11 protein-coding genes and 1 tRNA gene are annotated in these 13122 nt (G+C 64.4%); 2 read left to right on the forward strand and 10 right to left on the reverse strand.

Annotated features, from left to right (window positions below; genetic code table 11):
* Nucleotide 1 precedes the first annotated feature (1 nt).
* The 3 genes from ACUXH0_RS17175 to ACUXH0_RS17185 all read right to left on the reverse strand — a co-directional run bounded on the left by ACUXH0_RS17175 (nucleotide 2) and on the right by ACUXH0_RS17185 (nucleotide 1268).
* A complete protein-coding gene (locus ACUXH0_RS17175; protein WP_182594383.1) occupies nucleotides 2–364 on the reverse strand; it encodes a DUF3742 family protein in 363 nt (120 codons plus the stop codon).
* A 122-nt stretch (nucleotides 365–486) separates the two neighbouring features.
* Nucleotides 487–951 (reverse strand): type II toxin-antitoxin system YhaV family toxin, encoded by a 465-nt coding sequence (locus ACUXH0_RS17180; RefSeq protein WP_182594384.1) that lies wholly within the window; start codon nucleotides 949–951, stop codon nucleotides 487–489.
* Nucleotides 951–1268: a type II toxin-antitoxin system PrlF family antitoxin gene (locus ACUXH0_RS17185; protein ID WP_182594385.1), complete on the reverse strand. Its 318-nt coding sequence runs from the start codon at nucleotides 1266–1268 to the stop codon at nucleotides 951–953. Before ACUXH0_RS17185 ends, ACUXH0_RS17180 begins: the two co-directional genes overlap by 1 nt.
* Nucleotides 1269–1583: 315 nt before the next feature.
* On the opposite strand from ACUXH0_RS17185, the gene mobH reads away from it, so the two are divergent.
* On the forward strand, nucleotides 1584–3458 hold the full coding sequence (gene mobH / locus ACUXH0_RS17190; RefSeq protein ID WP_182594386.1) for a MobH family relaxase: 1875 nt from the start codon (nucleotides 1584–1586) through the stop codon (nucleotides 3456–3458).
* A 25-nt stretch (nucleotides 3459–3483) separates the two neighbouring features.
* Here the strand turns inward: mobH and ACUXH0_RS17195 are convergent, their stop codons facing one another.
* The gene (locus ACUXH0_RS17195; protein WP_182594387.1) at nucleotides 3484–3789 is read right to left on the reverse strand and encodes a helix-turn-helix domain-containing protein; all 306 of its coding nucleotides are present in this window, start codon (nucleotides 3787–3789) and stop codon (nucleotides 3484–3486) included.
* Between the two features lie 120 nt (nucleotides 3790–3909).
* Here ACUXH0_RS17195 and ACUXH0_RS17200 point away from each other — a divergent pair, with 120 nt between their 5' ends.
* Nucleotides 3910–4536, forward strand: a complete 627-nt coding sequence (locus ACUXH0_RS17200) for a substrate-binding domain-containing protein (protein WP_182594388.1) — start codon at nucleotides 3910–3912, stop codon at nucleotides 4534–4536.
* Nucleotides 4537–4548: 12 nt separating this feature from the next.
* Here the strand turns inward: ACUXH0_RS17200 and ACUXH0_RS17205 are convergent, their stop codons facing one another.
* The 6 genes from ACUXH0_RS17205 to ubiD form a co-directional block, all read right to left on the reverse strand.
* Complete coding sequence (locus tag ACUXH0_RS17205) at nucleotides 4549–6468, reverse strand: tyrosine-type recombinase/integrase (RefSeq protein ID WP_182594389.1); 1920 nt, start codon at nucleotides 6466–6468, stop codon at nucleotides 4549–4551.
* A gap of 240 nt (nucleotides 6469–6708) precedes the next feature.
* A tRNA-Gly gene (locus tag ACUXH0_RS17210) sits at nucleotides 6709–6782 on the reverse strand.
* Between the two features lie 58 nt (nucleotides 6783–6840).
* A complete protein-coding gene (locus ACUXH0_RS17215) occupies nucleotides 6841–7554 on the reverse strand; it encodes a hypothetical protein (protein ID WP_182594390.1) in 714 nt (237 codons plus the stop codon).
* A 129-nt stretch (nucleotides 7555–7683) separates the two neighbouring features.
* Nucleotides 7684–9738 (reverse strand): acetoacetate--CoA ligase, encoded by a 2055-nt coding sequence (locus ACUXH0_RS17220; RefSeq protein ID WP_182594391.1) that lies wholly within the window; start codon nucleotides 9736–9738, stop codon nucleotides 7684–7686.
* Nucleotides 9739–9818: 80 nt separating this feature from the next.
* Entirely contained in the window at nucleotides 9819–11330 is a 1512-nt protein-coding gene (locus tag ACUXH0_RS17225) for an NAD-dependent succinate-semialdehyde dehydrogenase (protein ID WP_012435056.1), read from the reverse strand.
* Nucleotides 11331–11459: 129 nt separating this feature from the next.
* Nucleotides 11460–12971 carry a 4-hydroxy-3-polyprenylbenzoate decarboxylase gene (gene ubiD / locus ACUXH0_RS17230; protein WP_182594392.1) on the reverse strand — a complete coding sequence of 504 codons (1512 nt, stop codon included), beginning with the start codon at nucleotides 12969–12971 and terminating at the stop codon, nucleotides 11460–11462.
* Nucleotides 12972–13122: the final 151 nt, after the last annotated feature.

A 13122-nucleotide genomic window follows, 5' to 3' on the forward strand; every position in this document is an offset into this window, starting at 1 on the left:
TTCACTCGTCGGGGTCGCCCATATCGTGGCGACACTCATTCTTGTCATAGAGGCCGAAGCCCCCGTGGCCTTCGCGCCACTCAGTCTTTTGCTCTTCGTCGTAGCTACCATCATCGTTGCGGAGTAGCCAGGCACCTGCCAGCGCAAGCACAAGTAGCAGCGCCAGCCAGAACGCGCTGTAAAGCAGTACACCCAGAGCAGTGAGCTTGGCACCCCATGACACCGCTTGGGCGAGGCCAGGCGCCAGACCCTGCGCACGCAGCCAACCCTGTGCCCGCTGGTCCAGCCGCGTACAACCGCGCCACGCTCGACCCAGCACTCGGCCGAGACGTTCTGCGAAGGTGGTGTGTGCGGTGGTCTTCATGGCGGTTACCTCATGTTCGTCCCGTGCTCTGCTCGTTTGATTGAATCCTGCATGAGTTTTCAACTCAGGGTGAAATTTCTGTGCCACAGCTAATCACGCCGAACTGGAAGGCATGCCACGCATCAGTCGGTGCGCTCGTCCTGCCAATCGGCTTTGCTCGCAGCCACCAGCGCGGCCCAATAGTCCGGCGGGTTGCCGCGTCCCAGCATCTTCTCGAACACGGCATAAGGGTCGGACTTGCTGCCCGCCGACCGCAAGGTTTGCTCATCGTTGATCCAGGCGTACACGATGATCTTCGCCTTCGAGTCGTACCGGAAGAACAGCCGATATCGTCGTCCGAGCTTGGCACGCCGCCAGTGGCGGTACTCTGGCCCCAGGGTGTTGCCCTGACAGTATTCGTCGCGTGCCGGATCGCTTGGCACCACGTCCTGTATCAACTGGACCAAGGCCCGGAAGAACTTGACGTTGGCGTTGGACGCGAAGCCCTCCGGGTCGTTCTCTTGCGCACGCTCCACCGCCGCGCGCAGCTTCATCAACTGCTCGATCAGGTTGTCGTGAAACAGCAGCGTCCAGCCATGCTGCTGCATCAGATTTCCACGTCCTCATCGAAGTCATCACCCAGGACAACCTTGTGGCCTGCGTGCTCCAGCATCGTGCGAGCCAGATCCTCCGGCAGACCGCGGATGTTCCGGCCAGCCTCGATGTCGCTGGCCAGCAGGGTCAAAAATGCGGCAATGGCCGGGTCTTCATGCTCGGCATCGGCGCGGGTCACGACGACTTCGCCACCGCGCAGGTCGAACGCCACCTTGCCGCCGGTGTCGACGCCCAGCACCTGCCGGATGGACCTGGGCAGCGTGATCTGACCTTTGGAGGTCAGCGTCGCAACTTCGTGGATTTCGGACATGGCGGCACTCCTGATGGTGATGCCTGCATGGTAAGGAATTTTCCTTACTTTGTCAATATGGGGGTGCATACGGCTCCTGTCGGGGCAGATCAAATCGACTCCATCGTAGGTACGGCACAGCCTGCCTTCCAGCGTGAATCCGCCCTGGGCCAGGCCCGCATTGGTTGTGGCCGGAACGCCGTGGTTGCCCTATATCCAAAAGCTCCTAAAGGCCAAAGGGTTGGGGAAGGGGCAAGGGAATGGGGGCCAAGGGGAAAGGCCCTACCCGAAAAGGCCAAAAGGCTCCCCCGACCGGCTCACCGTCAGGGGTTTGTCATGCTCTCACTGTTCCAACGCAAACGGCCGCCGCCCACCTCCGGCACGACACCGACACCCACACCGCTAGTCGATCCCGGCAAAGGACTGATGCAGCCGGAGACGGCCGCATCGCTGCTGGAGACGCCGCGCCGGCAGAAGCTGCTGGAACACATCTGGCAGCGCACCTCGCTGTCGCGCCGCCAGTTCGCCACGCTGTACCTGGCGCCTCTGGAACGGTACGCCGAGCTGGTCCAGCAGTTCCCCGCCTCGGAAAGCCACCACCACGCCTATCCGGGTGGCATGCTGGACCACGGCCTGGAGATCGTCGCCTACGCGCTGAAGCTGCGGCAGTCACACCTGCTGCCCGCCGGCGCGACACCGGAGGCGCAAGCCGCCCAGGCCGAAGCCTGGACCGCCGGCACCGCCTATGCGGCGCTGTTGCACGACATCGGCAAGGTGGCCGTCGACCTTCACGTGGAGTACGCGGACGGCATCGTCTGGCATCCCTGGCATGGGCCGTTGCAGCGGCCGTATCGCTTCCGCTACAGGAAGGAGCGGGAGTACCGACTGCACAGCGCCGCCACCGGGCTGCTCTATGGCCGCCTGCTCGATGCGGGCATCTTCGACTGGCTCGCCGGCTACCCCGACCTCTGGGCCGCGCTCCTGTACGTGCTGGCCGGCCAGTACGAGCACGCCGGCACGCTCGGCGAGTTGGTGGTGCAGGCCGACCAGGCCTCGGTGGTCCAGGAACTCGGCGGCGATCCCAGCAAGGCGTTGGCGGCACCCAAGCACGCTCTCCAGCGCAAGCTGCTCGATGGCCTGCGCTTCCTGCTGCGCGAGGAATTCAAGCTGAACCAACCCCAGGCCTCGGATGGCTGGCTGACTCAGGATGCCTTGTGGCTGGTGAGCAAGACCGTCTCGGACAAGCTGCGCGCTCATCTGTTGCAGCAAGGCATCGACGGCATCCCGGCCAGCAATACGGCGGTCTTCAACGTGCTGCAGGACCACGGCATCGCCTTGCCCACGCCGGATGGCAAGGCAATTTGGAAGGCCACCGTCGCAAGCGACGCCGGTTGGTCGCACAGCTTCACGTTCCTGAAGCTGTCGCCCGCGCTGATCTGGGAGGCGGCCGATCGACCCGCACCGTTTGCCGGCCGGGTGCAGGTCGAGCAGGAGCCAGACGACTTGGCGCAGCAGGTTTCGGTTGCCCCTGGTGCGGCACGCGCGGCGCCAGAGCCTGCCTTGAGCGGTGCGTCGCCAATTGCCGCCGAGGCTACGGACAACGGCGTCGGCGCGCTGCTCGATCTGCTGGACATGGCCCCCGCAGCCTCGGTGGCACACGCGATATCGCCTGCGCCCGTCACCGATGCCGAGGATGATCCTCGCACCGAAACGATGGCCCCCACGCCGCCGACACCGCCAGTCCCAGCGCCCAAGCCCCAAGCCGAGCCCTCCGGCGAAGATTTCATGGCTTGGCTGACGCAGAGCGTGCGGACACGCAAGCTCTGCGTCAATGACGCCAAGGCCCTGGTGCATACCGTCGCAGGCACCGCCTACCTGGTGAGTCCCGGTGTCTTTCAGCGATACGCACAGGAGCACCCTCAGCTCGCGACGATCGCCCGGCAGGAGAAACTGGAAGCGTGGCAGTGGGTACAGAAGCGCTTCGAGAAACTGGCCGTGCACCGCAAGCAGGCCAGCGGCTTGAATATCTGGACCTGCGATGTCACCGGGCCGCGTAAATCACGGCGGCTTCACGGTTATCTGCTGGCGCGGTCCGATGCGCTATTCGGGGAAGTGCCGCCCGACAATCCTTATCTGCGTCTCGCCAATGAAGCCCCAAAGCGCGAAAATTCTGCAGTTCAAAGCGAAAACGATAGTGACGAGCAGGGATAGGTAGGTGGCCACGCCCAGGCCGGCTTCAGCCCTCAAGCTTGGGAGGAGCCGACTCGGCCAGCTTGGCCTCGGTCAGGGCCATCAAGTGGGCGGAACTGCATTTCAGAGCGCGGGCAATCCTGAGGATCATGGGGAGCGTAGGCGTGTGCTCGCCACGCTCGATCTTGCCCATGTGCGAACGCTCAATGCCCGCGATGTGAGCCAGCGTTTCCTGGGCGATGCCCTGATCGGTTCTCACTTCTCGAACGGCGGCTCCAAACGCGATAGCGGGTTCGGCTTCGTAGGTGGTGGCTCCGGTGGGTCGGCCTTTTTGAATCGGACGTTTTTGCATTAGCAAAAGCGTCGACGATGGACTTGATATAAACCACGTTAAACTTAACTCACGAATGCGATTGCGCACTTGATGCTTTCGCCTTCGCCATGCGTTTTCTGCCCTGGGAAGGAGCTGGACGTGACATCAAACGATGCCTCCGCCGCAATCCGGGTCGCCGTGCTTGGCGAGTGGGTGCCTTCACAGCTTGCCGACGTGCTGGCGCTGCAGCGCGCCGAAGAACCCGAGATTGCCGCTACATTGGTTGAATCGGACACCGCTGAATCAACGAACGATCCGGTGCGCGATGGCTTCGACTTCGCCGTGTCAACCGCGGACTTGAAGTGGCCAGGCTGGGTATGTGAGCCGCTCTGGCATGACACGCTCGCAGTTGCCGTCGCCAAGCGTTCCCACCTTTTGGTCTATCGCGAAGTCCCCTGCCATGAATTGCTGAGGCAGCAGATCATCTATGCAAGGTCTTCTGCCGGCGAACCGTGGCCGGCGATCGTGAATCGGCTGATCGAGGGTGAACCGACGGCTCGCGAGCAAACGGTGAGCACCTTCGACATGGCGATGACGCTGGTCGCCGCCGGGTATGGCATCGCCATTGCGCCCGCCGCGAGGCTGGCGGGCTACCAGTGTCGAGGGATCGCGGTGCGTCCGCTGGCGGGCGCACCGTCGATCGTGATGGCCTATCTGCTGCACACCTGTGCGGCCTTGACCGAACCGCAGGAGCGGTTTGTGCGTCGCGTCCGCTCCGTGTCCTGAAGGCAGGCTGCATCAAGGCTCCATCAGGTCTTTTGCCGCATCGGCCGTGATGGTGTCCTGCACCAGCCGTTGCACGCTGCGCCGCACTTGAACCGGGATCTCCTCCTCGGGATCGTCGGCCGCGATGCTCTGCGCCGCGACCAGGCGCGCGGCCAGGTGCAGGTTCTTCGGGCTGACAGCCTCGATGGCGGCGCGTCCACCCAGCGCGTCATAGGGATGCAGGAGCGCGTGGTAGATTGCCCAAGTATCGAGACCCCGCGGCACCTGTTTCAGCACTGACTGCACGAGCCTGCGCTTGAGCGGGTCGAGCTGCCAGTCGGGCACCCGCTGCCCACGGTTGCCCATGTGGATCGACAGCAGGTTGCCGGCCTGGATCTCGTAGGTGATCCAGCGCCGCGACTTGCCCGCGAGCTTGGCGTAGTCCGCCACCGAGAGGTTGTGGGGCGCCTCGTAGGTTTCCAGCACCTGCAGGCGTTCGCGCTGCACCTCCGACAGTCGCGGCCGCGCGTACTCGGGCATGCGCACGGCTGACAGCCGCTGCACCGATGCTGGCGCCTCGGGCAAGTCCGGCGTCGGCGCCGTCACGATCAACTTCGGTGCGGCGAGGCCGACCACCGGCGGCTGCACGACCGCTTGCCCGGCGATGGTCGGCAGGCCTTGCAACGTGATGGTCAGGTGGCGGCTGGCGACCTCGACCTGGTTCTGCTCGAACAGATCCAGGCGGTCGGCCCAATCCTGCATCATCACCCGGCGCTGCTCGACGTACTCGGCATGGTTGTAGGTCGCGCTGATCTTGTCCGGGTCGGCGTGCGAGAGCTGGGCGTCCACCCATTTCTTGGGGTAGCCGAGTTCGTTGAGCGCGGTCGAGATCGTCGCGCGGATGCCGTGGCCCGTGAGCTGGTCTTCGTAGCCCATGCGCTTGAGCGCGGCGTTGAACGTGTTTTCGCTGACGGGATGCTTCAGGCACCAGTCGCCCGGAATGATGTAGACCTGGGCCGGCTTGCACTGGTCCAGCAGGTGGCGAATGAGTTCCCGGGCCTGCACCGACAGCGGCACGATGTAGGGCGGAATGTCCACCAGGCGCTTGCGCTTCTTCTTGGTGAGCAGCGCGCGCTGCTTGAGCCTGGCCACCGGGATGATCCACAGGCCTTGTTCGAGGTCGAACTGGTCGGGCGTGGCGAAACGCAGCTCGCCGGTGCGCACGCCGGTGAGCATCAACAGCCGAATGCCCAACTGCGTGTTCAGCCGGCCACGGTACTTGCGCAACGTCTGCAGCATGACCGGCAGCTCGGGCATGCGCAGGAACGGGTTGTGTTCGACCGGTGGCAGCGGCAGCGCGACAACCTCCAAGTCCTTGGACGGGTTGTCGTGCATGTTCGGGATCGCCACGGTGGCGTAGGTGAACAGTTGCGTGAACCACGTCCGGAGCTTCTCGGCGACCGACAGCGAGCCGCGCTTTTCCACCTTGCCGATGATGTCCAGCAGGTGCGCGCGCGTGATGTCGTAGATGGTCAGGTGACGCAGCACCGGGAACACGTCTTTCTTGAAGACGCGCGCGATCTGCTCCAGGCTCGTCTGCCGTCCTTCCTCCAGTGACAGCTTGCGGTGTTTCAGCCATTGGTCATAGACCGCCTGGAACGTGTGCTCGCCCGCCAGCACGATCGCGTGGCGCTTGCGCTTGCGTTCGGTGTGCGGGTTGACGCCCTTGGCGAGCAGGTTGCGGGCTTCATCGCGAAGTTCGCGCGCCTCCTTCAGAGAAAGTGCCGGGTAGCTGCCGAAGGACACGCGATCGCGCTTGCCGCCCCAACTGAAGCGGAAGTGCCAGGCCTTGGTGCCGTTGGCGGAAACGAAGAGGGAGAGGCCGTCCGAATCGGCCAGCGTGTAGGTCTTGCCGGTGGCTTTGGCCTGGCGAACCATGAGGTCTGAGAGCATGAGCCCAACTCCTAGAAATCGAGTTGGCTGCCATGGTCCTGTCCGACCCCGCGCCGCGCCAGCAACTATGCGGAAGCGGGAAGCCCCGCTTTCCGATGTACCACTTGATGTACCGTTTTGTACCGGCAGTCAGTGGTTTTCGCTGGAAGTCACTGGATTCAGCGATGGCGAAAAAGCTGAATGGTGACAATCACTTGCGACGTTCCCCGGTCTTTTCTGGAAGTCCCTGGAAAGTCGAAGTGGAGCGGGCGATGGGAATCGAACCCACGGCTCTAGCTTGGGAAGCTAGGGTATTACCATTATACGACGCCCGCGTAGACTGCTATTTTACCCGGCTTTGCCTGAGCTTCGCAAACAGCGCCTGTGGCGGCTTCAGCGCCGCAGCGCCATCGCCTGCATTGCCGCATCCACGAACTTTGCCGCGGCCTGCTCGCCAGCCGTCGGGGCGGCAGCCTTGGCGCACGCGGCAACCACGTCGCACAGCGACTGCGGGTCTTCCTTGCAGGCACGCAGCAGCGGCATGGCGGCGCCCGCGGCCGAGCCGAAGTGCTGCACCGCCAAACGCATCAACTCGACCTTGACCACGTTGGGCAACACGTCGGCCAACTCCGGCGGGACGGCTGGCTGCGGCGTAGAAGAAGCCCGGACGGGCGCCGCCCGCGGCCTGTTTGCGTCATTGGCCGCAGGCTCGTCGATGGGCGCCGCCACCGCTTGCAGGCCGAGCGTCATGCCGGTCAACGGCGGCAGTTTGTCGTAGATGAGCGACAGGGCGGCAGGTGCGCCGTGCCCGTCATCGTCCAGCAAGGGACGGTTGAAGTGCGTGATGGGGTCGAACGGTTCTGCAGCCGGTGCGTTGTCATGCGAGATACCAGGCAGCACGTCGACCATGCCGGCCCGTTGCAACCCTAGCAGCAGTTCGTCGAAGTCCGGCCAGTCGCTCAGCAGTTGATGCAGTTGCCCCACCGTGCGGGCACCGTCGATGAGGATGAGCAGATGGCGCTGGCGCATCTGCATGTCGTGGCGGCGCTGGGCCAAGGCTTCGCGGCCGTCCTCCGTCTTGATCAGGACGTTCGTCGTTGCAAGCATGGTGACTCCCCGTTAAGCAACTCGCCCGGCATCTTGATGTGCCGGTGCAAGCTGTACGTTAGTCATCACACCCGGTCCCTGCCATCGTTCGATTGGCGGAGATTGTGAAACCAGAGACCAACGATCGGTCTAGCTCCGCCACGATTCCAATGCGGGCGCGGGCTCGCCGTGCGCGCTGCTTTGCCGGGCCAGCGACCCGGCGTAGGTCGCGTACCACGCAAGCACCTCCGGGTTTGCCATTGCATCGGGGTTGGCGACGCGCTCGATTGGTGCGCCAAGCAGCAGTTTCTTGATGGGCACTTCCATCTTCTTGCCCGACAGCGTGCGCGGCACGCCGGGTGCCTGTACGACCACGTTGGGCACATGCCGGGCCGACAGCCCTGCCTTGATGCGTGCATTGATCGTGCTGCGCAGCGTGTCGTCGAGCGTCGCGCCTTCGCGCAGCACGACGAACAGTGGCATGAACGATTCGCGGCCGAGGAATTCCAGATCGACGACAAGGCTGTCGAGCACTTCCGGCAGATCTTCCACTACGCGGTACAGCTCGGCTGTGCCCATGCGGATACCGTGGCGGTTGATCGTGGCATCCGACCGGCCGTAGATGATGGCGCCGCCGCGTGGCGTGATCTTGATCCAGTCGCCGTGGCGCCATTGGCCGGGGTACATGTCGAAGTAGCTGTCGCGGTAGCGGCTGCCGTCGCTGTCGCCCCAGAAGAAGAGCGGCATCGACGGAATGGGCGCGGTGCAGACCAGCTCGCCTACCGCGTCGATGAGCGGTCGGCCAGCCTCGTCCAGTGCTTCCACACGCGAGCCGAGGTTGCGGCATTGCATCTCACCCGCATAGACGGGCAGTGTTGCGACGCCGCCCACGAAGCAGCCAGCGAAGTCGGTGCCGCCGGAAATGGGGTTGAGCCAGACGTCGGCTTTGACGTGGCGGTAGATCCAGTCGTACGCCTCGGCCGAGAGCGGCGAGCCGGTCGAGCCGACCGCACGCAGTCTCGACAGGTCGAAATCGCGCCCGGGCTCGATGCCGGCCTTCAGGCAATTGGCGAAGAACGCCGCGCCGGCGCCAAAGAAGGTCACGCCCGCATCCTGTGCGAAGCGCCACAGCGTATTGAGATCGGGCGTGCCGGGGTTGCCGTCGTAGATGGCGAGCGTGACGCCGCCGAGTAAGCCGCTCGCTTGCGAATTCCACATGACCCAGCCGGTGCTGCTGTACCAGTGGTAGACGTCGTCGGGGCCAAGGTCGAGATGCAGCGCGCCCATCATCGTCTGCACCAGCAGCAGGCCGCCATGGCCGTGCACGATCGGCTTGGGCATGCCGGTGGTGCCGGACGAATAGAGAATCCACAGCGGGTGGTCGGCGGCGACGGGTGTGACGACGAGTGGTACGTCGTTCGCAGTCAGGTCGCGCCAGTCGCGGGCCTCCGGGAAGCGCGCGCGGTTGACCTCGCCAAGCAACTGCGGCACGAGCACGAGGTGTTCGATAGTTGGCAGCGCGGCGACCATCTCTGCGACGATGTCGGTGCGGTCGAACGCGCGGCCGCCGTAGTGATAGCCGTCCACCGCGATCAGCACTTTGGGCTCGATCTGCCGGAAGCGGTCGGTCACGGCCACCTGGCCCATGTCGGGCGCACAGACAGACCAGATGGCCCCGACGCTGGCCGTGGCGAGAAACGCCACGATCGCGTCCGGCGTGTTCGACAGATATGCGGCGACGCGGTCGCCCGGCACCACGCCCATCTTGCGCAGCGCATCCGCCAGCGAGGCAACGCGTTGGCGCAGTTCGCGCCATGACAAGTCGGCGAGCGGCTTGGTCTCGCTGGCGTATCGGATGGCGGTGCGGTCGGGGCTGCCGCCTTCTTCCACATGGCGCATGACCTGATCGACGTAATTGAGCTTCGCGCCGACCAGCCATTGCGCGCCGGGCATGGTGCGGTCGCCCAGCATCTGCGTGAAGGGTGTCGAGGCGCGCAGGTCAAGGTAGTCCCAGACGGACGTCCAGAACGCCTCGAGTTCAGTGGTCGACCATTCCCAGAGTCGTGCGTAGCCCTCGGGCGTGGTCGCCGAAAAGCGCAGCCCGCGTTCGCGCGCCAGCCAGTCGAGGTAATGCGTCAAACGCGAGCGCGCGATGAAGTCAGCCGATGGCGTCCATAGCAGGGCGCCTTCCTGGATGGTGCTCATGTGTCTCCTCCGCCGGTCAGGCAAGGGGAAAGGCCGCCCGCTCTATCGTTGTGGCAGGTCGGCCGAGAGGGGGCGACGGTTCAGATGCCGCCCATGCACAGATACTTGAGTTCGAGATACTCGTCGATGCCGTAGACCGAACCTTCACGGCCGAGGCCCGACTGCTTGATGCCGCCAAACGGCGCGACCTCGTTCGAGATCAGCCCGGTGTTGATGCCGACCATGCCGTATTCGAGCTGCTCGGCCACCCGCCAGATACGGCCGATGTCGCGGCTGTAGAAGTACGAGGCCAGGCCAAATTCCGTGTCGTTGGCCAGGCGCACGACTTCCGCTTCGTCCTGGAACTTGAAGATGGCCGAGACGGGCCCGAAGGTTTCTTCGCGCGCGATCAGCATGTCGGGCGTGGCATCGGCCAGCACCGTGGGCTCGACAAAACGCTGCGAGCCAAAGCCCTGCATCAGCTTGCCGCCAGCGGTCAGGCGTGCGCCTTTCTGCGTCGCATCGTCGATGTGGCGCTGCACTTTCTCCACGGCCTGGTCGTCGATCAGCGGGCCTTGGACAACGCCCGACTCGAAGCCGTTGCCGACCTTGATGCCGCGCACCTTGGCCGAGAGCTTTTCGACAAACGCGTCGTACACCGACGCATGCACATAGAAACGGTTCGTACACACGCACGTCTGACCCGCGTTGCGGTACTTCGACTGCACCGCGCCCTCCACGGCAGCATCGATGTCGGCGTCGTCGAACACGATGAACGGCGCATGGCCGCCCAGTTCAAGCGCCACCTTCTTCACCGTCGGCGAGCATTGCTGCATCAGGATGCGGCCCACCGGCGTCGAGCCCGTGAACGACAGATGGCGCACGATCGGCGATTCGCACAGGGCTTTGCCGATGGCGATCGAGCGGTCCGCATCGCCCGTCACCACGTTGACCACGCCCTTGGGAATGCCCGCCCGGTGCGCCAGTTCGGCCATCGCCAGCGCGGACAGCGGCGTTTGCTCGGCCGGCTTGATGACGATGGTGCAGCCTGCCGCCATGGCCGGCGCAACCTTCCGAGTGATCATCGCCAGCGGGAAGTTCCACGGCGTGATGGAGGCGCACACGCCCACCGGCTGCTTCAACACGACCATGCGTTTGTCGCGCCAGGTGCTGGCCATCACGTCGCCGGAGACGCGCTTGGCCTCTTCGGCAAACCATTCGATGAACGACGCGCCGTAGACGATTTCGCCCTTGGCTTCGGCCAGCGGCTTGCCCTGTTCGGCGGTCATCAGCGTGGCGAGGTCGTCGGCATTGGCGATCAGCAGGTCGAACCAGCGTCGCATCAGGCCGGCGCGCTCTTTGCCGGTCAGCTCGCGCCATGCGGGCCAAGCCGCATTGGCGGCGTCGATGGCGCGCAGCGTTTCTGCGTGGCCGAGATTGGCGACGTCAGTCAGGTGTGCGTTGGTGGCAGGGTCGTAGACGGGAAAGGTCGCGCCGTCTGCCGCGCCCACCCAGGCGCCGTCGACGTAGGACTGCGTTTTGACAAGGGTGCGGTCTGTGATGCGCTCCAGCGCGTTGGCGGCGGTGCGGGATGAGTCGAGTGCTTCGGCCATGGCGTTCTCCATAAGGAAGGCGGGCCCAGTAGACAAAGAGGGCCCGCCTTTTAGATGCAGCAGTCGCTTAACTCGCTAAGAATAACCGAACGATCGTTCGCTCGCAGGCCAGGCCGCCGAGCCTTGTGGTTATTGGAAGAGCGTGTCCCACATGGCGTCGACCTTGGCCTTGACAGCGGTATCCATGACGATGGGCTGGCCCCATTCGCGCGTGGTTTCGCCGGGCCATTTGTTGGTGGCATCGATGCCCATCTTGGAGCCCAGGCCCGACACCGGGGACGCAAAATCGAGGTAATCGATCGGCGTGTTTTCGACCATGACCGTGTCGCGCGCCGGATCCACGCGCGTGGTGATCGCCCAGATCACTTCCTTCCAGTCGCGCAGGTTCACGTCGTCGTCCACCACGACGATGAACTTCGTATACATGAACTGCCGCAGGAAGCTCCACACGCCGAACATCACGCGCTTGGCGTGGCCGGCGTATTGCTTCTTCATGCTGACCAGCGCCATGCGATAGCTGCAGCCCTCGGGCGGCAGATAGAAATCGGCAATCTCCGGAAACTGCTTCTGCAGCAGCGGCACGAACACTTCATTGAGCGCCACGCCGAGCACGGCCGGCTCATCGGGCGGCTTGCCTGTGTACGTAGAGTGATAGATCGGGTCGCGGCGCATCGTGATGCGCTCGACCGTGAACACGGGAAACCAGTCCTGCTCGTTGTAATAGCCTGTGTGATCGCCGAAGGGGCCTTCCAGCGCGTGTTGATAGCCGCTCGGGTGCGTCGGATCCGGCTGGATATGGCCTTCGAGGATGATTTCGGCGCCGGCCGGCACTTGCAGTTGCGCCTGCGCCAGCGAAGGCGTCAGGCATGTCGCAAGCTCAGTCCGGCTGCCGCGCAGCAGCCCCGCAAACTGGTACTCAGATAACGTATCCGGCACCGGCGTCACCGCGCCGAGAATGGTGGCCGGATCCGCGCCCAGTGCCACCGCAATCGGAAACGGCTGGCCGGGATTGGCGATGGCGTGCTCGCGGAAATCCAGCGCGCCGCCGCGGTGCGCCAGCCAGCGCATGATGACCTGGTTGCGATTGATGACCTGCTGCCGGTAGATGCCCAGATTCTGCCGTTTCTTATGCGGCCCGCGCGTGATGACCAGCCCCCAGGTGACGAGCGGAGCCGCATCGCCGGGCCAGCACGTCTGTACGGGAATGCGCGAGAGGTCGACGTCATTCCCTTCCCACACGATCTCCTGGCACGCCGGCGACGACACCTTGCGTGGCGCCATATCCCACACGGCCTTGGCCATCGTCCACAGCTTGCCGGCTTCACGCAGGCCGCGCGGCGGTTCAGGCTCTTTCAACGCCGAGAGCAGGTGACCGATGTCCCGCAGTTCATCGAGCGACTCCGCGCCCATGCCCAGCGCCACGCGACGTGTGGTGCCAAACAGGTTAGCCAGCACCGGCATGTCGTACTTCTGTGCGCCGTCCACCGGCTGCTCGAAGACTACCGCCGGGCCTTCGGAGCGCAGCAGGCGGTCACAGACTTCGGTCATTTCCAGGCGCGGCGATACCGGCTGGTGCACGCGGCGCAGTTCGCCCGTGCGTTCGAGTTGGGCGAGAAAGTCACGTAAGTCCCTGTATTGCATGGAGATTTTGTAACCAAAGGTAAGGTAGATCGCCTATCACGCGGAGGGGCTGTCCCCCGAATAGTCGTCCGGGCGACATTTTTTTGGTGTAGGCAGGGTGGCCGCGATTGTACGGCCAAAACCCCATGACCCCCTGATGACAGAACGCATC

The organism is Ralstonia sp. 110700041-2 (assembly GCF_056280165.1).

Coding starts and splice junctions, on each gene's coding strand:
- ACUXH0_RS17175 (WP_182594383.1), bottom strand. CDS start 364: ATGAAGACCACCGCACACACCACCTTCGCAGAACGTCTCGGCCGAGTG.
- ACUXH0_RS17180 (WP_182594384.1), bottom strand. CDS start 951: ATGCAGCAGCATGGCTGGACGCTGCTGTTTCACGACAACCTGATCGAG.
- ACUXH0_RS17185 (WP_182594385.1), bottom strand. CDS start 1,268: ATGTCCGAAATCCACGAAGTTGCGACGCTGACCTCCAAAGGTCAGATC.
- mobH (WP_182594386.1), top strand. CDS start 1,584: ATGCTCTCACTGTTCCAACGCAAACGGCCGCCGCCCACCTCCGGCACG.
- ACUXH0_RS17195 (WP_182594387.1), bottom strand. CDS start 3,789: ATGCAAAAACGTCCGATTCAAAAAGGCCGACCCACCGGAGCCACCACC.
- ACUXH0_RS17205 (WP_182594389.1), bottom strand. CDS start 6,468: ATGCTCTCAGACCTCATGGTTCGCCAGGCCAAAGCCACCGGCAAGACC.
- ACUXH0_RS17215 (WP_182594390.1), bottom strand. CDS start 7,554: ATGCTTGCAACGACGAACGTCCTGATCAAGACGGAGGACGGCCGCGAA.
- ACUXH0_RS17220 (WP_182594391.1), bottom strand. CDS start 9,738: ATGAGCACCATCCAGGAAGGCGCCCTGCTATGGACGCCATCGGCTGAC.
- ACUXH0_RS17225 (WP_012435056.1), bottom strand. CDS start 11,330: ATGGCCGAAGCACTCGACTCATCCCGCACCGCCGCCAACGCGCTGGAG.
- ubiD (WP_182594392.1), bottom strand. CDS start 12,971: ATGCAATACAGGGACTTACGTGACTTTCTCGCCCAACTCGAACGCACG.